Origin of the sequence: Leptolyngbya sp. Cla-17, from assembly GCF_016807185.1 — a bacterium.
GTDB lineage: Bacteria > Cyanobacteriota > Cyanobacteriia > Leptolyngbyales > Leptolyngbyaceae > ULC077BIN1.
Genome location: NZ_JAEVYN010000001.1, coordinates 1,690,193 through 1,711,032, shown reverse-complemented (window position 1 = coordinate 1,711,032; position 20,840 = coordinate 1,690,193). Strand labels below are relative to the sequence as shown.

Annotated in this window: 17 protein-coding genes; 10 read left to right on the top strand and 7 right to left on the bottom strand. The window is 48.2% G+C overall.

What is annotated here, in order from left to right:
- Nucleotides 1-384: 384 nt before the first annotated feature.
- Nucleotides 385-624: a DUF433 domain-containing protein gene (locus tag JOY44_RS07695; protein ID WP_171573032.1), complete on the bottom strand. Its 240-nt coding sequence runs from the start codon at nucleotides 622-624 to the stop codon at nucleotides 385-387.
- Between the two features lie 365 nt (nucleotides 625-989).
- Here JOY44_RS07695 and argJ point away from each other — a divergent pair, with 365 nt between their 5' ends.
- Nucleotides 990-2,228 carry a bifunctional ornithine acetyltransferase/N-acetylglutamate synthase gene (gene argJ / locus JOY44_RS07690; protein WP_171573031.1) on the top strand — a complete coding sequence of 413 codons (1,239 nt, stop codon included), beginning with the start codon at nucleotides 990-992 and terminating at the stop codon, nucleotides 2,226-2,228.
- Between the two features lie 86 nt (nucleotides 2,229-2,314).
- On the opposite strand, the gene JOY44_RS07685 is transcribed toward argJ, so the two are convergent.
- The 3 genes from JOY44_RS07685 to JOY44_RS07675 form a co-directional block, all read right to left on the bottom strand.
- Nucleotides 2,315-2,719, bottom strand: a complete 405-nt coding sequence (locus tag JOY44_RS07685) for a diguanylate cyclase domain-containing protein (RefSeq protein ID WP_197985049.1) — start codon at nucleotides 2,717-2,719, stop codon at nucleotides 2,315-2,317.
- Nucleotides 2,720-2,724: 5 nt separating this feature from the next.
- Nucleotides 2,725-3,602 (bottom strand): IS630 family transposase gene (locus JOY44_RS07680; protein WP_242541718.1). Its coding sequence is split into 2 segments (ribosomal slippage): nucleotides 2,725-3,270 and nucleotides 3,273-3,602, totalling 876 coding nucleotides; the frame shifts between segments, so codons are not numbered across the junction.
- Between the two features lie 66 nt (nucleotides 3,603-3,668).
- Nucleotides 3,669-5,477 (bottom strand): CHASE2 domain-containing protein, encoded by a 1,809-nt coding sequence (locus JOY44_RS07675; RefSeq protein ID WP_171573030.1) that lies wholly within the window; start codon nucleotides 5,475-5,477, stop codon nucleotides 3,669-3,671.
- Between the two features lie 381 nt (nucleotides 5,478-5,858).
- Here JOY44_RS07675 and JOY44_RS07670 point away from each other — a divergent pair, with 381 nt between their 5' ends.
- From JOY44_RS07670 to JOY44_RS07645, 6 genes are all read left to right on the top strand, one after another.
- Nucleotides 5,859-6,809: an ABC transporter ATP-binding protein gene (locus JOY44_RS07670; protein ID WP_171573029.1), complete on the top strand. Its 951-nt coding sequence runs from the start codon at nucleotides 5,859-5,861 to the stop codon at nucleotides 6,807-6,809.
- 127 nt (nucleotides 6,810-6,936) lie between these two features.
- On the top strand, nucleotides 6,937-8,547 hold the full coding sequence (locus tag JOY44_RS07665; RefSeq protein ID WP_171573028.1) for a hypothetical protein: 1,611 nt from the start codon (nucleotides 6,937-6,939) through the stop codon (nucleotides 8,545-8,547).
- A 523-nt stretch (nucleotides 8,548-9,070) separates the two neighbouring features.
- Entirely contained in the window at nucleotides 9,071-9,241 is a 171-nt protein-coding gene (gene psb34 / locus JOY44_RS07660; RefSeq protein WP_171573027.1) for a photosystem II assembly protein Psb34, read from the top strand.
- A gap of 170 nt (nucleotides 9,242-9,411) precedes the next feature.
- Entirely contained in the window at nucleotides 9,412-9,750 is a 339-nt protein-coding gene (locus JOY44_RS07655; protein ID WP_203031948.1) for a hypothetical protein, read from the top strand.
- Nucleotides 9,751-9,804: 54 nt separating this feature from the next.
- Complete coding sequence (locus JOY44_RS07650; RefSeq protein WP_171573025.1) at nucleotides 9,805-11,082, top strand: FGGY-family carbohydrate kinase; 1,278 nt, start codon at nucleotides 9,805-9,807, stop codon at nucleotides 11,080-11,082.
- Nucleotides 11,083-11,230: 148 nt separating this feature from the next.
- Nucleotides 11,231-12,907, top strand: a complete 1,677-nt coding sequence (locus tag JOY44_RS07645; RefSeq protein ID WP_171573024.1) for a serine hydrolase — start codon at nucleotides 11,231-11,233, stop codon at nucleotides 12,905-12,907.
- A gap of 399 nt (nucleotides 12,908-13,306) precedes the next feature.
- Here JOY44_RS07645 and JOY44_RS07640 read toward each other — a convergent pair whose 3' ends face one another.
- Nucleotides 13,307-13,474 (bottom strand): hypothetical protein, encoded by a 168-nt coding sequence (locus tag JOY44_RS07640; RefSeq protein ID WP_171573023.1) that lies wholly within the window; start codon nucleotides 13,472-13,474, stop codon nucleotides 13,307-13,309.
- Nucleotides 13,475-13,612: 138 nt separating this feature from the next.
- Complete coding sequence (locus JOY44_RS07635; protein ID WP_171573022.1) at nucleotides 13,613-13,780, bottom strand: hypothetical protein; 168 nt, start codon at nucleotides 13,778-13,780, stop codon at nucleotides 13,613-13,615.
- A gap of 332 nt (nucleotides 13,781-14,112) precedes the next feature.
- Here JOY44_RS07635 and nrdJ point away from each other — a divergent pair, with 332 nt between their 5' ends.
- The 3 genes from nrdJ (at nucleotide 14,113) to JOY44_RS07620 (ending at nucleotide 19,374) form a co-directional block, all read left to right on the top strand.
- The gene (gene nrdJ / locus JOY44_RS07630; protein WP_171573021.1) at nucleotides 14,113-16,440 is read left to right on the top strand and encodes a ribonucleoside-triphosphate reductase, adenosylcobalamin-dependent; all 2,328 of its coding nucleotides are present in this window, start codon (nucleotides 14,113-14,115) and stop codon (nucleotides 16,438-16,440) included.
- A 303-nt stretch (nucleotides 16,441-16,743) separates the two neighbouring features.
- Complete coding sequence (locus JOY44_RS07625) at nucleotides 16,744-17,805, top strand: BMP family protein (RefSeq protein WP_171573020.1); 1,062 nt, start codon at nucleotides 16,744-16,746, stop codon at nucleotides 17,803-17,805.
- Nucleotides 17,806-17,853: 48 nt separating this feature from the next.
- Complete coding sequence (locus tag JOY44_RS07620) at nucleotides 17,854-19,374, top strand: ABC transporter ATP-binding protein (RefSeq protein WP_171573019.1); 1,521 nt, start codon at nucleotides 17,854-17,856, stop codon at nucleotides 19,372-19,374.
- 93 nt (nucleotides 19,375-19,467) lie between these two features.
- On the opposite strand, the gene sbcD is transcribed toward JOY44_RS07620, so the two are convergent.
- Nucleotides 19,468-20,835: an exonuclease subunit SbcD gene (sbcD, locus tag JOY44_RS07615; protein ID WP_197985048.1), complete on the bottom strand. Its 1,368-nt coding sequence runs from the start codon at nucleotides 20,833-20,835 to the stop codon at nucleotides 19,468-19,470.
- Between the last annotated feature and the right edge of the window lie 5 nt (nucleotides 20,836-20,840).

Genomic DNA, 20,840 nt, shown 5'->3' with positions numbered 1-20,840 from the left:
GCTTGCCATTCTTCAGTTGAGCGTGCCTTGCAAATCAATACTCAGATGGGCATAGCCCAGTGCTTTCGTTTTTAGGATGTAGGTCTCTACACAAGAGGATTGGTTCAACTAACCAAGGAAGTTTGTCTCCGCAATATCCTGTAAAGTGACAAGCCCCAAAATGTTACAGGCTGCGGTTGGCTTTACTATAGCAAGCGTTGTCTACTATTACTTGTAACGATTAGTCAGAGATGCTACAAAAATATTCATCAATCAATGTCTAGAGTGAACAATGAAAGTGATGAATCTAGTCCATTTTGAGTTGGGGCTGAGTAGCAATAATCCAGGTTAAAAGCAGCAAGCAGGAGGTCTTACGGAAGGATTACAGATCTTTCAATTGTGGCGCTAGCTTTCTGAGTTTTCAGCCGCGATCGCGTCGTCGATTTCTTCTGGGTTTTGAGCATAATAAGTGCGAATAGCTTTCAAGTCATCTCTAGTGAGCTGTGGGTAATCGCCGAGCAAGTTTGCGTCTGAGCATCCCTGCAAGTGCAAGGCGATCAATTTCCACACAGGAATTTGCGTCCGACCAATACAAGCGGCTCCATTGCAGACTCCAGGAGTCTTTCTAATTTTTGTCGCTGCCATAACTCGTTCCAAATAGTCTTGTAGTTTTTCTTGGTTCTTGGCTAGAAACTTAAGTAGAGTAGTCTAGTTTTGCATGTGAACTGAAAGCCGATGACTCAGACCCAAGCTAAATAGGTTGTAGTCTCAAGAAATCAGTACCATTTGCAGTTCAGCAGAACGAACAGAATCAGTCGTTTTTGCTTGAAAGTAGCTCTATCTTTGATCATGTCACAAAAGTTCAGCGAGGTGGCTCGCTCTGGAGGCTTATTGATGGCGATCGCCATGCACTCTATAGAGTAGCCATCAGAAACGTACTTTGCATTTCAATCGCCTCACTCCGAGCCTGATATAATCGCTCGCAAGTATGGTGATTTTGGGAGAGTGACATGGTGTGGCAAGTGATTTCAGGTGGAGTGACAGCCCCGAAAGGCTATCGGGCAGCAGGAATTACAGCAGGGTTAAAACCATCTGGGCTACCAGATTTGGCGCTGATTGTGTCGGATGTGGAAGCGATCGCGGCGGGAGTATTCACCCTCAGCGTCGTCCGAGCCGCCTGTGTAGACTACTGCCGAGATAAACTGCGCGCTAAACCCAACGCCCGTGCCATTCTTTGCAATGCAGGACAGGCAAATGCTGCTACTGGGACACTGGGCATGGCAGATGCCGTAGATTCTGCTCAATCGCTGAGTCAACAGTTAGGAATTGCACCCGAAGCCATTTTGCTAGCATCCACTGGCGTAATCGGGCAGCGAATCAAGCTGGATATTTTGAAATCTGCCTTACCAGAGTTAGTTGAGTCGCTATCAGATAGCGGATCGGATGCCGCAGCTAAGGCAATTTGTACCACTGATTTGGTGCCAAAAGAGATCGCCCTAGAAACAACTTTCGGAGACCGACCCGTTCGGATTGGCGGCATCTGTAAGGGGTCTGGTATGATCCACCCAAACATGGCGACCATGCTGGGCTTTATCACCTGCGATGCGGCAGTTTCCCCGCAGCTTTGGCAGCAGATGTTAAGCCGTGCCGTAGACAAAAGCTTTAACCAAATTACGGTGGATGGCGACACCAGCACGAACGACACGGTGTTGGCACTAGCCAATGGCGAATCTCGCACTCCTGCCATTACCGAGCCGGGGGCTGAAGCCGATAAATTGGAAGCGATGCTAACGGAAGTGTGCATTTATTTAGCAAAAGCGATCGCGCGCGATGGAGAAGGCGCAACCTGCTTAATTGAAGTACAAGTTTCTGGTGCCATAGACGATGCCTCGGCCCGCAAAATTGCCCGAGTGGTCGCTGGATCATCCCTGACCAAAGCGGCTATTTTTGGGCGCGATCCCAATTGGGGGAGAATTGCCGGAGCCGCTGGACGAGCTGATGTTCCGTTCAATCAAGATGATTTGCAGATCAAGCTAGGCGATTTCCTAATGATGGATCAAGGCCAGCCCCAGCCTTTCGACCGAGTTGCTGCCAATGCCTATCTCAAACAAGCCGCCGCAGGAGCCTATTTGCAAGAAGATACAGTCTTGATTTCCCTCAGCGTGGGAGATGGGTCTGGTTCCGGCACTGCTTGGGGCTGCGACCTTAGCTACGATTACGTCAAAATCAACGCAGAATACACCACCTGATTGCAGAAATGAAGGGTAAAAGGAGAAAGGGCTAAAAGGTTTATACTGATTCTCCGCACTCCGTACTTTGCACTCCGCACTTTCCTTTAACCCATTTCCACAGAAATCAAAGAAAACTCATAGCGTCCTTTGCCTGATTGCTTTGCCCGATACATGGCACTATCTGCTTCCTTTAATAAGGTTTCCAGATCCGATGCTTGGTGAGGATAAAGGCTAATGCCCACACTGCTTGTGATGGAGATCAGGTGCCCTTCTAGTTCAAACGGTTTAGCCAAGGTGTTGAGGAGTTTGGTTGCCACCCTAGTAGCATCTTGGGCGCTAGGAATCCCAGGCAAAATCACGGTGAATTCGTCGCCGCCGAGCCGAGCTACTGTATCACTGCCGCGTAGACAGCCTGTAAGACGACGCGCTACCGCTCTAAGCAGTAAATCGCCAATGTCGTGTCCTTTGGTGTCATTGATTTGCTTGAAGCCATCTATAGCTACAGACAACAGTGTTAGGACACAGCATCTTTCAGGACCGACTCCATTGCTTGCCGTAAAGAACTAAAGCTAGACAAGCTGTTGCGAATACGACTTTTCAGCCAAGCCCAACACTTTTCAATCCGATTGAAATCTGGAGAATAAGCGGGTAAATATAACAACCGACACCCTACCGACTCCACCAATTGAGCAACCCGTCCCCCATGATGAAACGTGGCATTGTCGAGAATCAAAACCTTCCCAGGCTTAAGCGTTGGCAGCAAACACGTTTCTAGCCAGATTTCAAACACGACTCGATTACAAGAGCCGTTCACGGTAAAGGGAGCACTCAGTTGGTGCTCACAGTAAGCCGCAATCATATTGATTCGTTGACCCCGTCGCCCTGACTTGAGTGCTTCAAATCGCACACCGGGTTCACACCAACCATATCCATAATCCTCTCGCTCATCCATTCCCGATTCATCGATGTACACCCGGTCGGATAAAGACACTTTGGCTAGCTGCTCTAGGAACTCTGCTCGTTTGTGCTCATCGCGTTCAAGGTAGCCATAGGTCTTTTTTTTCGACTCAAGCCCAGTTTGTGTAACGCCCTGGAAATTGTGCGAACACTGAGTTGGTCTTGCCACAACTCGACCATTTGCGCTTGGGTTTTGCCCCCATGCTGCTTGGCAAATTTGGCAAACTTGTCCCAATCGGTGATTTTGCTGGTGGTTCGATGGGGACGAGTTGTTTTGGCTTGGTAGTCTCCAGTTTCCTTCTGTCGCTTCAGCCATAGATTGATCGTGTTGCGACTGAGTTGAAACACTTGGGCGGCTTCACTCTGCTTCATGCCGTCTAATTGGATGGCATTGATCACCTTTTGTCGCAAGTCGTAACTGTACGCTTTTGCCATAGATGCACTCACCCTCCTATAGCTGGGGATACCTCTCAGTCTATGTCCTATTGGTCCTGGCAATAGCTATAAATCAAGAAAGAGCAAGGCAACGAGTTGTTCTTTTTCCTTTGCCCATAAAATCGCCTGTTCCAAGCGTTCGTGAAATAGCTTGCGATTGGGCAAGCCTGTGAGGGAGTCGTGGTTGGCAACATGGCTGAGTTGGGTGGCAGAGCGCTGGAGTTCCGCATTGGATTGCACCAGTTCAGCAGTCGTGCGTTTGAGTTCGTCCTCCATGCGTTTGCGCTCGGTAATATCTCGAATGATACCGACCAAAAAGCAGTTACCTGCCGAATCTTTGTGCAGCGATCGCTTGGTTTCGATGTGGTGTGTGAAACCCTTACGATCAGTAAAGGCTTCTTCGTTGCGACATTCTTGCTCCGTGCGGAACACATTATCATCTTGCTGTCGAAAAATATCAGCTTCAGCTTGTGAAAAAACATCGTAGTCTGATCGCTCGATTAATTCCCCAAGGGGATAACCCAAAAATCTTGAAAATGCTTCATTTAGGACAACCCAGCGATAGTTCCGGTCTTTCACAAAAATAGGGTCAGGGATGGTGTTAATGATGGTGTTGAGAAATTCTTTAGAGCGCTGCAGTTCTTCTTGAACACGAGCGATGTGGGCAATGATGGCGATCGCCGATGCGGTCATCGTTACCAGCGGCGGCACCACAGGAATCCACCAGCCTATGATGAGGAAACCGTAGGCAATCAACACTAGACCAGTTCCGGCGATCGCAATTCCTAACGTAGACCAGCGCGGCGATCGCAGTTGCCAGCTAATTCCTGCCCCCACTCCGGCCCAGACAAAAATCCATAGCCATTCAATTGGGTCCGTCCAGCTATTGATCAAAGTCCGTCCATCTTTTGCCGCGCCCACAATTTGACTGATTAAGTTAGCGTGAAACTCTACGCCTGTAATAGGTCGCGGTGACCCAATCAACTGACTGCTATAGGATGTGAAAACAAAATCGTTGACGCTAACGGCGGTATAGCCGACCAATACGATGCGATCTCGAAACACCTCTGACGGCACCTCTCCGGCTAATACCTTTGTCAGCGAAACCTGCCGGAAGCTACTGGCAGGTCCACGGGGGTTGAGCAAAATCTGATAGCCCCCATCATCAGACAAGATGTATGCCCCATCGTGAGCAGTGTATCGGCGGAAGATGGCACTGCCCAATTGTAAGTTGCCCGACTGGTCGGCAGCAGTCTCAGGCTTGATGCCTTGCATTTGCAAATACTTGAGTGCTAACACCAACCCAAAACTTTGACGTGCTGGGCGCTTATCTTCTGACTTCCAATACAACAGCCCTCGTCGCACTTTGTCATCTTGGTCATGTACAAGGTTGTTGAACCCAACTTGATTCAGTTGCTTGAGGAGAGCAGGCGCTGGAACTTCTGGATTGTCTTGATCGGCAATATAAGTGATTCCAATTAAATTGGGGTTCTGCTGATAGGCTTGCAGCAAGTCCTGATGTCCCGGTGGAATCGGCAAATCTCGATAAATATCTAAGCCGATGGCACCAGCCCGGGCAGTTTGCAGGATTTTCAGTAGATTAGCCAATTCAGCATCGGGAATGGGATATTTGCCGACTCGACGCAGATCTGTATCATCAATCGTAATTATCACAATACGATTGTCCCTAGGTTCAGGGGGACGCAGACGAATCATTTGGTCGTAGGTTGCGAGTTCCCATCCCTGTAGCAATCCTGATAGTCGCACTGCAATTACGCAACTCGTCACGCTTAATGCCGTCAGCACTACTCTCTGTCGTTTTTGGGTGACTTTGTGGAGACGTTTCAACAGGTCTCGATATGTGTCAAACGTCATGATGTGTTCAGCTACAAAGAACCCTACAAATAGCCTATAAAAAGTGTGGAGATGCTAGGTCGATGAGACTGTAAATGCAACCGTTATTAAGATGCCCTATGTGACGATGACAATAACCTGTAAGCAGGATTGATTTATCAACTCATCATGATTCCCTCAAGGCGATCGCCTAGTGCTACTCAATGACTCCAAGTTTTCGGGTTGGATAAAGTTCAAGCGTTCATCAGCTTGTTATGCGGCAGTTACAAGCTGTATTTGCTTTATTTAGGTCAATTTAACTTTCCTGCAAGCATTTCTTCTTCTCTGTTTCAATTTCCGAAATGGCGATGCCAAATCTTGTAGAGACAAGCTAGGCTATCGTTAACTTTTCAACCTTTTTGTATGGTAAGAGACCTGGCAATTTCTACCCATGGATTGACCAAGCAGTTCGATCACCATCGGGCGATTCACGAAATTGATCTAAACGTCGAAGTGGGCGAGGTCTATGGGCTAATTGGACCCAATGGGGCAGGCAAAACCACTTTAATTCGCCTGCTTGCCGCCGCCGAAGATCCAACAACAGGCGAAATCTTTATCAATGGCGAACGCCTTCTGCGAGATCAAAATAACGCTCAACTCAAACGGCATATTGGGTACCTACCCGATGACTATCCACTCTACGATGACCTCACTGTTTGGGACTATCTTGATTATTTTGCTCGGCTTTATCAATTGCGAGAACCCCATCGCACTCAACGCCTGCGAGTTGTGTTGGATTTAGTGCAGCTAAGCCACAAGCGAAGCAGCCAAATTTCTACCCTATCTCGCGGCATGAAGCAGCGGCTTAGTTTGGCACGCACTATTATTCACGAACCGCTGGTGCTGCTGTTAGACGAACCTGTTTCTGGGCTTGATCCGATCGCCCGGATGCAGTTTCGCGAAATCGTCAAAACATTGCAAGAAGCAGGCATGACGATTCTAATTTCCTCCCATGTACTCAGCGATTTGGCAGAACTGTGTACCTCAGTTGGCATCATGGAACTGGGCTATCTAGTGGAAAGTACGTCTTTACACAATCTCTACAGCCGCCTCAGCCGTCAGCAAATTATCTTGGCGACCTTGGGTGATGTGGATGCACTCAGGTCAGAACTTCATCAGTGTGCCGATGTGGAAAATATTGAGCTATTGCCAGGAAGCCAGCGGCTGCGGGTGGAATTTTCTGGTAATGCTGAAGCAGGAGTAACCTTGCTGCGATCGCTCGTTGCATCCGGCATTCCGCTCTCCGAATTTCATCCCACTCAAGAAGATTTAGAAACTATCTTTCTTAAACTAGGACACCAACAAGCTTCCTAAAAAGTAGTTCTTGTTTAAGGTGCGTTTCGGCTGCACTCAACACACTCTACGCGATCGCCTGTTTTTAATTCACCTATCTACCCATCCGCTCTTGGTCCTTTGTCATTTCTCCACTGGAGCCTCAATCATGCTTCCCAACCTCCTCCTATCCTTCTCAAACTGGAATCCACAGTTTTTTCGAGAAGTCAAAGGTCGCCTCAAAAATCGCAACCTGACGCTCACAGTTTTGTTTTCTTTTTTGGCTCAGTTTGCCTTGCTATTTTTCTTTTGGGCAGCCTTACCCACCCCAAAAGTTACTGCTTCCAGTCATTACTGCACTGGCAAAGAACTCTATAACGTGAATGATTGCGTGCTGGATGCTCAAGGCAATATTTTAGTCAACTGGCAGCTTTGGTGGACAGATTTGTTTCACGTCCTCACCTGGATGTTGCCTTTTATTTTGATAGTTGCGGGAGTATATTTGCTAATCAATGATTTGGCAAAAGAGGAACAGCGAGGCACGCTCAATTTTATTCGCCTTAGTCCTCAAGCCAGCCAAACGATTTTATTGGGTAAGCTGCTGGGAGTACCGGTGTTGGTCTATCTAGGAATATTGCTGGCAGTGCCATTACAGCTGGGGTCAGCCGGACAGGGTGGCGTTGATACCGCAGAACTACTCAGTCTTTATTTGGTTGTTCCTGCAATCAGTTGTGTTTTCTACACTGGAGCTATCTTCTATGCCTTTTTAGGTGGAACACACGGCTGGCTTGGTGCCGCGATCGTTTCTGGAATATATGCAATCTTCTACCAAATTTGGCAGGGTTCGCGATATTCTCCAGAGCGAGACTTCATTGGTCCTGACTTCTGGTATAGCTTACCGATCGCAAGCAATCTGGGGCTATTAACCGTCTTTACTCTAGGTATTTGCACAGTCGCAACGTTTTGGTTTTGGCAAACGATCAACCGTCGATTTTGCAATCCTAACCTGACATTAATCAGCAAACGTCAGAGCTACGCTATGACCATTTGCATTGCGGTGTTCATTTTGGGCTTTCCTTTTCAGGAGTTTAGTGAAGGGGAATATTACCGTCCAATGTCCGATCTGTTTATGTTGATTGTTTTTAATTCAATCTGGTTTTTGGTGCTGATTGCAGCACTAACCCCTCATCGCCAAACTTTGTTGGACTGGGCACGCTATCGTCAAACCCGCACCTCTGGCAGAACATTGAGGCTGACGAAAGCAACGCTACGAGATTGGATATTGGGTGAGAAAAGTCCTGCGATCGCGGCGCTTGCCCTAAATCTACTAATTACGATCGCCATCCTCACCCCGTGGATTATGACCTGGGGTGAGCCAACGGAACAACTGCAAGGTTTAATATCGCTGCTGCTGAACGCAACCTTTATGTTGATTTGCGCTGCGATCGCTCAACTAATTTTGTTTAGCTCCTCTAAAAGGCGATCGGTCTTTGCCCTAGCAATTGTTGGAGGATTGATCGCCCTGCCTCCTATTATGATGTTGACCATCGGACTTCGCCCAGACCAAGGTAGCCTTCCCTGGATCTGGTCTTGCTTTTCTTTTGTCAGTATTCAATCTGCTTCTAAAATGACGATCTTGTTGGGTCTGCTAGGACAATTACTTGTTTTAACAGGGCTTAGTGCAGGGCTTACTCACCAACTTCGCCGCGCTGGAGAATCAGAAATGAAAGCCTTGATGGCAAAACCGCATAAAAGCATAACCTCAAATATTTTGTCTTGACGGATTTAAGTCTCTCTTCAGTCAAAAATGCCAGGTAGCAGATTAGCAAAGTTTCCTTTATTAGTCTGCTACTGCGAGTATTTTCGGTATGTTGTCCGACGGTAGTAGACAGGAGAGGCAATTGGCTGAGCAGCAGAACTTATGGTAGTTAAGGCGTAGAACTTTGGTTTAGTTGAGCAGCTTGCAAGTAAATAACCCATTTACTAGATGCTTAAGCGGTATCCAAAGTGGAATGCCCAGATAATGTCATCAAGAAAAGGCTGAGTGCTGTAAAAACGACCTGCTTACTATTCTCTGTCACAACTGAATTTGCTTTAAGAATGAGGTAGAAATAAATTTTGCCTATTCTAACCTCTGATTTTCGGCACATTGATGTGACAGCGTTCTAATAAAGATGAAACCCTTACCCATGAGAAATGACCTTTGCAAAATCGTAGATCTCTTCTAAAACTAGAAGATTTGCGAAGAGAAGTGTTTATTTGTACCATTCTCAGGTAGGTTAAGAAAAATTTGAGGATTGCTTATGAGATACACCGTAGAAGATGGTGGACGCTTAAACAACTTTGCTGTCGAGCCAAAGATGTACAAGGCAGAACCCCCAACTGGTAACCAAAAGCGCAACTACATAATTCTAGGCGTAGTAGGAATGGTGTTGATTGGCGGATTAATGGCAGTTGCGGTGTCAGTGTCCTAGCTATCTGCTACTGCTTTTAACTAGAACAGATCGCATCATTAGATAGCGTTTCAGATTGATTAATTCCCGTTTGTAAAAAGTTCCACGGAACCCACTTACAGACGGTTTTTTTTAACAAAAAAACTTAGTAAAACGCTACCTTAGAGGTAGATCTGAACGGATCTGAATCGATGAAGGGTGGGCTTGTAGCAATGAAAATGTGGAACAGTTTGACAGCGATCGGATTCGTCATCACAGGTTTAGTTGCTGTTAATGCTGCAAACGCTGCTCCTCGGATAGGGTCAACATCACAGTTACAACGGCTTTCTGTCGATTTGGTGCGCTCTGATACTCAAGACTTTTTTAAGTTAGGTCGCATGAAGTTAGAACGTGAAATTCAAACTATTTATGAACAGAGATCGCAGTTAGACACAGGCGTTCTAATTATCGATCCCAGCATTCAACCACAACCGGATTTATCGCCGTTAGAAACGCCAAATCTGGGACCATTGAAACCGCCAAAACGTTAGCTTGCGATCGCCAAACCTGCTCTTCCAATCACTAACGCATTATTTTTAGCGCTCATGAGCCTTTATCTAGGGATTGACTTTGGCACCTCTGGCGCGCGGGCAGCCGTGATCGATCAGGAAATGCGGCTGTGTGTTCAAGTGAGCCAACGATTTGCATCTGTCGAACCTCACCAATGGGCAACCCAGTGGCAAGATGTGTTGTTTAGCTTAATCGGTCAAATTCCGGCAGACATCCGCGCTCAAATCTGCGCGATCGCGATTGATGGCACCTCTTCTACCGTGCTGCTCTGTAACAGGGCAGGAGTACCGTTGGATACGCCGATCCTTTACAACGATGCCCGTGCAGGTTCAGCGCTTGCCGATCTGCAAGTATTTTTTGCTCAAGCAAATTTACATGATGCGCCTGGGCAGGGTGTTGTGCTGAGCGCGACCTCTAGCTTGGTGAAACTGCTGTGGTGGAAGCAGCAGCCTATTTATTCCCAGGCCAGATATTTGTTGCATCAAGCAGATTGGTTAGCATTTTTGCTACATGGGCAACTGGGCGTTAGCGATTATCACAACTGTCTGAAACTTGGCTACGATGTAGCTCGTCTGGAATATCCATCGTGGATGGCAGGGTTGGATGTGATGCCGCTATTGCCACAAGTGCGATCGCCTGGAAGTGTGGTTGGCACCATTGTTGCGGCGGTTGCTCATCAGCTTGGGCTACCCATCAATTGTCAAATTTGCACAGGCACCACCGACAGTATTGCGGCTTTTCTTGCCAGCGGCATAACCGAGATTGGGGAAGCCGTCACCTCTCTCGGCTCCACTTTAGTGCTCAAATTGTTAAGCGCCACTCCAATCGAAAATGGAACCTACGGAATTTATAGCCATCGCCTGGGAGATCTGTGGCTAGTTGGTGGAGCTTCTAATACAGGTGGCGCGGTGCTTCAGCAGTTCTTCACACCGCAAGAATTGTTAGAATTGAGTCCTCATATTCCAGTGCAGCAAGAAAGTCCACTCAAGTACTATCCGCTGACCCAACTGGGCGATCGCTTCCCAATTAATGACCCTGCTTTGCTACCCTGCTTAGAGCCTCGCCCCGCCAGTCCCGTAGACTTTTTGCATGGGCTGCTCGAAAGCATGGCACGGATTGAGGCACGAGGCTATCAATTGCTACAAGAGTTGGGCGCAACAAATTTAGTCCGAGTTTATACGGCTGGCGGTGGTGCAGCAAACCCATCGTGGACTGCGATTCGGAGTCGCCAGTTGCAGGTTCCAGTCCTAGTCTCACCCAATACGGAAGCAGCCTATGGAACGGCACGATTGGCAAAAAGCAGCAGAGAATGATGAGCAACAAATAGTGAGTAAAAACAGGCGATCGCCCAGTGAATCCCGAGTGATAGGTCAAGCATCGCCGTAACGCACCATGAAAAAGTCTCGACAGTCTCTGGCAATTCTGTTACCCTTTGCCATGGAATGGTGATGGAGGATAAAAATGCCAGAATTGGGAGAGTCAGCAAAAAAGCGACGCAAAACTGGATTTAGACTATTTAGTCGGCAACGTCCATCCACCCCCGCACAAAAATCTTCACGCACACCTGCTCAGCCTCCCCGGAATGACCTAATGCCATCGAAACCGTTGAATGGCACGCCAGCGCCATTAGCCAGTCAAGTAGATAGTCCCAAAGTTGGTGAGGCAACGTCTGCGCAATCTAAAAAGTCTGGCTTTCAGCCGTTTGGGTGGCTGTTTAATAAGCGGTCTAGACGAAGTAGATCGAGCGACATTAGAGAGAGAAGGCAATCATCTTTTGAAGTGCCTTCTCACACTCGGCAGACGATGAATGAGAACGGCAAGCCATCAGTGCCCAATCGGCGCAATTTCGAAAGCTCCCGTTCGGAGCAGCGATCACCAAAAGTAGATTCCTATGGCAATGGTCGCGCCTACGAGCCGTCTAGACATTCTCAAAACCGTTGGTTGAGCAAAGGGTTACCTACACATATTCAGGCAAGTAATCCAACTTTCTTGCAGCAGCAAACCTTGCTACAGCAACCCACTTTGTTGCAAGAGCCAAACGATGATCAGGGTGGTTCTCGCTCCCAAAAACGGCGGAAGTCAAAGCCCATCGACCTGACTCCAAGATCGCGGAGTGTGGCGATCGCCCTTTACGCGGCTCGAATGCTGATTTTAAGTGTTGGGGTTGGAGTGTTGGCGGGAACAGTTTTATCTGCCTGGAATCCTGTAAATAGTCCCTTTACGGCTGGTCTGCAAACTATCAAACAAGCTAGTTCTGCACCAAGACTTCAGGAAAACCCAGCCTCTGAAATGAAACTTGCCCAGGAAATAATCCCGCTTAAAGCTGCTCTACAGACTTTGATTCAACAGAATCCTAAGTTTAACCCCGGCATTTTTCTGATTGATTTAGATAACAACAGTTACCTGGATTTGAGTGGCACAGCTAGTTTTTCAGCCGCTAGTACGATCAAGGTGCCGATTTTAATCGCGTTTTTTCAAGCTTTAGACAGCGGGAAAATCCGGTTAGATGAAAAGCTGGTAATGCAAAAGGAATTAGTAGCTGAAGGTTCTGGAGATTTACAGTATTTACCCGTTGGTAGCCAATTTACAGCTCTAGATGTTGCCACCAGGATGATTACCATCAGTGACAATACGGCAACCAATATGTTAATTGCGCGGTTAGGTGGAATGTCAGCACTCAATCAACAGTTCAAGGCTTGGGGGCTTTCTACGACTACCTTAAATAAACTGCTGCCTGATTTGCAGGGCACAAATGTCTCAAGCCCCAAAGAGCTAACAAGCTTGATGGTCAGAGTCAGCCAAGGTGATTTGGTTTCGCTGCGATCGCGAGATCGAATGCTCGACATCATGCGCCGCACCATCAATAACAGTCAGCTACCTCAAGGATTAGGAGATGGAGCGACTATCGCTCACAAAACAGGAGACATTGGTGCGCTAGTTGGCGATGTTGGATTGATTGATATGCCGAACGGCAAACGCTATGCAACAGCCGTCCTAGTCAAGCGTAATTTCAATGACGATACTGCCTATGAGCTAGTTCAAAAAATTTCTCGCATAACTTATCAACACCTTAGCAACCCTAAAGCGATCGCCTCTACTCAGTCCTTGCCGCCCACATCAACAGCACCAAAGCCTTAGAGTCTTTTACTAGCGTAGCTGATCCGTTAAAGCACTGTAATTTGACTTTGAGTTAGTGGTTATTGATAGCTTGTGCAGTGCTAATTCCACAAGCGGTTGTACTTTGATTACATAGTGCAAATTGCTTTGAATGAGGTTGTCTAATGCTAAAAGCACTACTGAGGCTATTCGCTGCAACACTGAATGAGTAATAAAGCATATAAAACGAAAAGCCCCAGCATTTTGCCGGGGCTTACACATTAGGAGGAAAAACTATATCGAAAAAATTTAGAGACTGATGTCAACTCGTTTAGTGAAATCAGGCTTACAATTCTTTTTCCAAGCTAGCATTGATTTTTCACTCGATTTTTCGAGTTGATCGGGATCAGTGAATTTGAGAAATGATGCAGACTAAGGTTTTTAGACAGAAACCTTTAAGTTTCTAACAATTTGCAGAGTAATTCCTGCGGAATTGTCCATGTTGCTTTTGGGAGCAGAAATAGAAGAAGAAATCGCGATGAGAAATAGAAACCCAAAAAGGGCGATCGCGGTTTGAAAAAAGAGTGGGAATTCAGAACTACGTTGCATGGGAACCTCCTGAGTAAGTTGGAACTTAGGAACGTGGAGTGATGTTCGCTTTAAGTTCCTGTAGTCATCATCATCTTGTACTGTTCATCATCTTAAATCGGTAAGATTCCTGATTTGAGCAATGATAGAAATCGACTTTTAGTAAGAAACACTTAAGTTCTTAGCAACTTCTATTGTCGTTCCTACCGTGTTGCTCAGTTGAGTCTTTGGAACCGAAGCAGAAGAGACGATCGCGATTAGAAACAGAAACCCAAAAAGGGTGATCGCGGTTTGAAAAAAGAGTGGGAATTCAAAACTCCGTTGCATGGGAACCTCCTAGGTGAGTGGGAACTTATGAATGTGGAGCGATGTTCGTTTTAAGTTCCTATATTTATCATCATCTTGGATCAGCCAAATTCCTGAAGTGATCTCAAACTCTGGCAATTGTGATACTGGTCTCTCAAAACTGGTGCGATCATCAAAGTCTTACCCTATTAGCCGTAACCCTACTAGCAAAAATTCACTGAAACGATCGCCCATCGGCAATTCCGTGTTAAAACTCTGGGAACATTTCCCGCTAGGTATGGTGTAGACTAAAAATCTTCTATCCCACATCTAGCTACATCCCACTCAGTTTCCATCAAAAGCGAGACCTTACTATGGTTCGACTTAACCACATTCGCCGCCAAGATCCAGTTGCCGCACCCCCGATCGCGGAACCCCTGTTTGCCACTAATCCCTTTCCCAAGACGGCACCTACTGCCAATCCTGTTTTTTATCGCACTTATAGCCGCCGTACCGAAGCTGGACGCGAACCCTGGGATGTGGTTGTCGAGCGTACTACACGGGGACTGGTGAAGTTGGGTAAACTTACCGCTGCGGAAGCTGCCTTAATTGAGCAAATGCAGCATGAGTTGAAAGCCTTACCCTCCGGACGGTGGCTGTGGGTAGGTGGGACGCCTTGGATCGAAAAGCCTGAGAATTTTTCGGGTTCCTACAACTGCACCAGCACCAACGTTGTGGACTGGCGAGCCTTTGGATTAATGATGGACCTTGCCATGATGGGCTGTGGCACCGGAGCTATTTTAGAACCGAAGTATATCGAGCGGCTTCCCGCAATTCGCAACCAAATTTCAGTCTCTGTAATTGGTGAAGTGGGCGCTACTCCAGCCGAGCAGCGGCGCGATCGCACCGAAGTGCTCATTCAAGCCAACACCGTTCAAATTCACGTGGGCGATAGTCGCCAAGGCTGGGTATCTTCCTATCAAACCCTGTTGGAACTAACGACAGATGAACGCTTTAACGGCACGGTACAAGTCACGGTGGATGTCAGCGATGTCCGTCCTGAAGGGGAAGTGCTGAAAGGCTTTGGTGGCGTAGCCAATCCGATTCGGCTGTCTGGCTTATATGCCCGCTGTGCGGCACTGTTGAATAAAGCCCAAGGACGGCAACTGACCTCTGTAGAGTGCTGTCTGCTAATTGACGAAGCTGCCGCTACAGTGGTAGCCGGAAATATTAGGCGCAGTGCAGGAATGCGTCAGAGCGACAGCGAAGATACAGCCTTTGCTAGCGCCAAAGATAATCTGTGGCAGCAAGATGCGGATGGCAACTGGCGGATCGATGCCGAACGGGATGTGCTGCGGATGGCGAACCATACCCGCGTTTTTCACCAAAAGCCAACCGAGCAAGAATGCATTGATGCAGTTCGCAAACAGTTTTACTCCGGTGAAGGCGCAATTCAGTATGCGCCAGAGGCGATCGCCCGTGCCAATAGCGATCTGCTCACGGATGCCGATCAGCGAACTGATTTTCTCAAGGCATACAATCAAGGCGATGCTCAAGGGTGGCTGCAACAGCGCCACCCGCAAATGTCTGCCGCCGAGTTAGAACATCGTCTTGGGCGGTATGGGTTGAATCCTTGCGGCGAAATAATCGGGGCAGATTTCCATTGCAATCTGGCAGAAGTGCATCTTAACCAGATTGATCCACTCGATTACAGCGCCCAGGAAAAAGCCTTTACTGCCGCTGCTCTATCCGTTGCCGCATTGCTCAATCATCAATTTAGTGAACCCCGCTATCAGTTTTCTCGCGAAATTGACCCAATTGTCGGAGTCTCGTTTACGGGTTTGTTTGACTTTTTTGTTCATGCTTTTGGGGTGGAATGGTTGCACTGGTGGCAGGCAGGTAGACCCAGCACTGTCACCGGATTAGAGTTGCAGCAACGAGAACAGGCATACCTGATGCGTTGGCGAGAGACGGTTCATCAAGTTATCTGGAACTATTGCGACCAACACGGCATCAAGCGCCCAAACCGCTGCACTACAGTGCAACCCGCAGGCACCAAGTCTTTGCTCACTGGCGCTAGCCCTGGTTGGCATCCACCGAAAGCTCAACGCTTTATTCGGCGGATTACGTTCCGCAAGAGTGATCCGGTGGCGATGGCATGTTTGGATTATGGCTATAGTGTCGTTCCATCCCAATCAGACAAGGACGAAAACGGCAATTTGCTTAATGATCCGTTTGACGATCGCTGTACTGAGTGGCTAGTGGAAATTCCGGTCGAGGTGTCATGGGCGAATTTGCCTGGAGCCGATGAAATTCCGATTGAACAGTTTTCGGCGTTGGCGCAGTTTGATTTCTACATGCAGGTGCAGAATCATTACACCGCCCACAACACGAGCGCTACGGTGGAACTAACCGAAGCCGAAGTGGAACCCTTGGGACGGCGGATTTATCAAGCGATCGCAAATGACGAAGGCTACATTAGCGCCGCCCTGCTTGCCCGGTTTGATGCCCCCTTTCCCCGTTTGCCGTTTGAAAAAATCGACAAAGCTACCTTTGATCGCCTTGAAGCAGAAGTTAAAACTCGTCAGCGCACCGATGATTTTTACGGAGCGCTCAGCCGCTATGACTCTGGCTTCAACCTTGCCGAAGGTCCTGCTGGATGCGATAGCGACAAGTGCATGATGCCAGAGAAAAAAGGCTGAGTTTTGAATTCAAGCAATCTTTAATTTTTTAGACATCGCCTGTGTCATAGGCTTTCTGTGTCCTAAGCTTTGGAAAAGCAGATAGCAATCGGCATTGCCAAATGAGCTAAAAAATGTTCCTAACAAAGCCCTGAAAACTTAAATTTTCGGGGCTTTTTCTAACGCCGTACTCTACACTCCGGACTCTGAATTTTGTCCTGCCACCCAAAATTCGGGTTACCCAGTACACTATGCAAACGACAATTCGTTGATAATAAATCGACACCGCTGTATAACCCCTTTGGATCAGGAGTCTCGCGCACTATGACGGCAAGGTTTAACCGACGCTACTTTCTTGTAACTGGCTCCGCTGCCCTCACCGGAAGCGTATTGCTCAAAGCTTGCTCCAACTCGCCCCCTTCAACTACCGTATCTCCTACTGCAACGTCAGCAGTAAAGCCGATTAAGACCGCGATCGTATTACCTGGCGTGATCACCGATAAAGCTTGGAATCAGGCAGGTTATGGAGGGTTAACCGAAATTAAGACAAACTTGGGGGGAGAAACTACTTATGTAGAAAAAATTGGGCAAGCCGATCAGGCAGAAGCGCTTTCAGACTTTGCACGGCGTGGTTTTAATCTGATCTATGCCCACGGTGGACAGTTTGATGCAGCGGTTAAGCAAGTGGCGGCTCAATTTCCTGATACTTTCTTTGTAGGCGTAAACGGTGTCGCAACAGGCGCTAACATTGCTTCTTTACAGATTGATCATTTGCAAGCCAGCTATCTTTGCGGCATTATTGCGGCAACCTTGAGTAAATCTAAAAAAATTGCTTATTTAGCAGGTCAGGAATTTCAGGCAACCAAAGAAGAACTGCGTGGCTTGGTATTGGGTGCCCAATCGATTGACCCCAAAATTCAGGTGACTTCTTCTTTTACGGGTGATTGGAATGATGCAGCTAAGGCAAAGGAAGCGGCTGAAGCATTGATTTCGGCGGGGGCAGATGTTGTTTATCAATGGTTGGATAATGCCGCCGCTACGGTGCTGCAAACTGCTGCTGACCAAGGGATTTTCGCCTTTGGCAACACGGTCGATCAGTTGAATATTGCGCCTAAAGCGGTGTTGACCAGCGCGGTTAAGCGAATTGACTTGGCGATCGCTAAACTCGCAGCCCTTGCCTCTCAAAACGAACTGAAAGGTCAGGTTTACACCTTAGGATTGGAAGAATCCAAAATCCTTTACTTAGGAAAATACGGCACGGCTGTTTCTACCGAGTTGCAAGCCACGGTCAAAAAGAATGAAGATGCAATTCTGGCGAAAAAAATTACCTTTGAAAGCTGTCAAGAAGGTGGCAAAGACACCCGTTGCGTTAAAGGAACAGCATAGAGATTGGCGATCGCGTAGCGTTTCCACAGAAGTTATGGCGATTAATCAATGACTTCATCTCACCAGCTCTATCTTCGCCTCGACGCAATTACCAAACAGTTTGGGGCGTTCGTTGCCAATGATGCCATCACGATGGAGGTGCAGTCCGGCTCCATCCATGCGCTGTTGGGAGAAAACGGGGCAGGCAAAACCACGCTGATGAATATCCTGTGTGGCCTGTATCGCCCCACATCGGGACAGATCTATTTGCAGGGAAACCCAGTCTCTATTTCATCGCCTACGGTGGCAATTCACCAGGGCATCGGCATGATCCATCAGCATTTTATGCTGGTTCCCCAGCTATCGGTAGTCGAAAATATTATCTTGGGCAGAAAGCTTTCGCTCAAGCTTGATATCCGGCAAAAAGCAGCAGAAGTTGCGGCAATGGCGGAAAGTTACGGTTTAGCGGTAGATCCGTTGGCAATAGTGGCAGATCTGCCCGTGGGCGCTCAGCAGCGGGTAGAAATTTTGAAAGCGTTGTATCGCAAGGCAAAGCTGCTGATCTTAGATGAACCGACAGCGGTCTTGACTCCGCCAGAAATTGAGCGATTTTTTATCGTGCTACGGCAGTTAGCGGCGAGTCATCACACAATTATTTTTATTAGCCACAAACTGGAGGAAGTCATCAGCCTGTGCGATCGCGTCACGGTTTTGCAGCGGGGCAAAGTAGTTGCAACATTGGAAACACCCGATACAAATCCGCATGAACTTGCCAAACTGATGGTAGGGCGGGAGGTGATATTGCAACGACAGCCAGCCACTCAAGCAGTGGGCGAGATCGTTCTAGCAGCGCAGGATCTCCAGGTGCAGGATGATCGCGGCTTGCCAGCGGTTCAGGGAATTTCCTTTCAGATCCGCGCTGGGGAAATTTTGGGGATTGCAGGCGTAGATGGCAACGGACAGCGGGAACTCGCAGACGCGATCGCCGGATTGCGTCCTATTGCTCAAGGCAACCTGAGCCTACACCGCAACACCATTACGCAGTGGACAGCGCAGCAGCGAATCAAGCAGCTAAAACTGGGCTACATTCCCGAAGATCGGCAAAAAATGGGCTTAATTATGCCGTTTTCGATCGCCCGCAATCTAATTTTGAAAGTATTCAAAAATCTGCCATTTTGTCGGCGTTGGCTGCTGCAATCCTCCATGATCAACGCCAACGCTACAACTGCAATTCAAGCGTTTGATATTCGTGCTACGAGCGGCAAGCTGAGAGTTAATCAGCTATCGGGCGGCAATCAACAAAAGGTCGTGCTAGCGCGAGAACTCTCTGGACAACCGACGGTCATCATTGCGATGCAGCCCACGCGAGGTTTAGATGTAGGCGCAACAGACTATGTGCAAAAAGCGCTATTCGCAGAACGCGATCGCGGTGCCGCAATTCTCTACATCTCGACTGAACTGGAAGAAGTGATGAATATGAGCGATCGCATTGCAATTCTCTACAATGGTCGCTTCGTGGATATTTTGGACGCTCAAACTGCCACCCTTGAGCATATTGGCTTACTCATGGCAGGCGGAGGACAACATTAATAAAGACAATGGGCTTAAACAGGTTTGACAGATCCCTGAGTGATTTTTCTGGATTGCGCATCAGCATCACTGGCAATCTCTTTGCCTTCTCTCTTACAACAGCCTTAACTGAGTCTGCCGCGATTCTACTGGCTCCAACTTGGCGGTTTCGTCGGGTTCCTCTAAGTCCGCCCATGTGACCACTTCAGCCGAGAGTAATCCTTGTGCGGCTTCTACAATGTCGATTGCAATGGGTTGTAAATCGTCGCGGCTTGCCAGGTAAGTTTTTAGAGCATCCATTGGATCGAGCGTGTTGCTTGCCCCCAGTTCTGGCAAGCGAGGACGCGCTAATTGACTGACAACTTCGGGGTGAATGGTGTAGCTGTGGGCGATCGCTAAGGCTGACTGCAATTCGTTGGCATCAATTTGCTCAAGCTGATCGGTACGAAACTGATAGACCAGGCGCACGACGGCATCCTGGATGAGATCGGGCGGGAGGGCTTTTAATAGAGCCACTTGAGGATCATCTGACTTCGACACATCCACTGCGATCGTGCGAAAAGAGCGTACAGGCACTGGGCAAAACTCATACTGAGCAGCACCCTTTTCTAGCCGCACCACCACATAGCCTTTGTCCTCTTTTTCCTCGCTAAAATCAACTCGCTCAATGCTGCCAGGATAGACAATTGGCGGTTGCTCGCACAAAACTTGATGACGATGCACATGTCCAAGGGCAACATATTCAAAACATGGACGGGCAATCAGCGACATGGGAATGGTGAAGCCTTTGCCCACTGCCAAAAAGCGCTCGGCTCCAACCATGGCGGTGTCGAGCATCGCATGTGCCACCAGCACGGTGGGAATCGCTGGATCGAGTTGACGGATTTCACCTTCTAATGCGACTCGCAGGCGATCGCCGAGCAGTTGGTTCACGTCTCCCATGGATAGCCCTTCTGCATCGGGGCGAGTCAACAGAGTTGATCGCGTCAGCCAAGGGAGCGTAATCACTTGCACATCGCCGTTTTGGGTAGTGATGCGATGAGTTTCTAGGCGATCGCCCACTACAAACCCTGGCACACCCAAAGTGCGATAGATGCACAAACTCGCGCCTCCTTGTCCTTGGGAATGCTGGTCGTGGTTACCCACCAGCAACACTGTCGGAATTTTGGCATCGGCAAGGCGACGAAACTGGCTGGCAAAAGCTTGTTGCACAAAGGGCGGCGGTGTTGCATCCGGAAAAGCATCGCCACCAAACAGCACCAGATCTACGGGTTCAGAAAGGGCGCGATCAATACAGCGGCTCAAAGTCTGCACAAAATCTTCCAGGCGCGTATTCAAGCCCGTTTCAGGATTGACTCGCCCATGGGCGAAGCCACTGCCCATGTGGATATCGGAGAGATGCAGAATTTTGATCATGATGCAGGCGCGATCTCGGTTGTCAACAACTCCCTCAATACTACCCGCGTGGGGACTGCGGTGCACTGCTT

Bases quoted from the DNA above. Each gene is read 5' to 3' on its own strand.
- JOY44_RS07695 (WP_171573032.1), bottom strand. From the start codon at position 624: ATGGCAGCGACAAAAATTAGAAAGACTCCTGGAGTCTGCAATGGAGCC.
- argJ (WP_171573031.1), top strand. From the start codon at position 990: ATGGTGTGGCAAGTGATTTCAGGTGGAGTGACAGCCCCGAAAGGCTAT.
- JOY44_RS07675 (WP_171573030.1), bottom strand. From the start codon at position 5,477: ATGACGTTTGACACATATCGAGACCTGTTGAAACGTCTCCACAAAGTC.
- JOY44_RS07670 (WP_171573029.1), top strand. From the start codon at position 5,859: ATGGTAAGAGACCTGGCAATTTCTACCCATGGATTGACCAAGCAGTTC.
- JOY44_RS07665 (WP_171573028.1), top strand. From the start codon at position 6,937: ATGCTTCCCAACCTCCTCCTATCCTTCTCAAACTGGAATCCACAGTTT.
- psb34 (WP_171573027.1), top strand. From the start codon at position 9,071: ATGAGATACACCGTAGAAGATGGTGGACGCTTAAACAACTTTGCTGTC.
- JOY44_RS07655 (WP_203031948.1), top strand. From the start codon at position 9,412: ATGAAGGGTGGGCTTGTAGCAATGAAAATGTGGAACAGTTTGACAGCG.
- JOY44_RS07650 (WP_171573025.1), top strand. From the start codon at position 9,805: ATGAGCCTTTATCTAGGGATTGACTTTGGCACCTCTGGCGCGCGGGCA.
- JOY44_RS07645 (WP_171573024.1), top strand. From the start codon at position 11,231: ATGCCAGAATTGGGAGAGTCAGCAAAAAAGCGACGCAAAACTGGATTT.
- JOY44_RS07640 (WP_171573023.1), bottom strand. From the start codon at position 13,474: ATGCAACGTAGTTCTGAATTCCCACTCTTTTTTCAAACCGCGATCGCC.
- JOY44_RS07635 (WP_171573022.1), bottom strand. From the start codon at position 13,780: ATGCAACGGAGTTTTGAATTCCCACTCTTTTTTCAAACCGCGATCACC.
- nrdJ (WP_171573021.1), top strand. From the start codon at position 14,113: ATGGTTCGACTTAACCACATTCGCCGCCAAGATCCAGTTGCCGCACCC.
- JOY44_RS07625 (WP_171573020.1), top strand. From the start codon at position 16,744: ATGACGGCAAGGTTTAACCGACGCTACTTTCTTGTAACTGGCTCCGCT.
- JOY44_RS07620 (WP_171573019.1), top strand. From the start codon at position 17,854: ATGACTTCATCTCACCAGCTCTATCTTCGCCTCGACGCAATTACCAAA.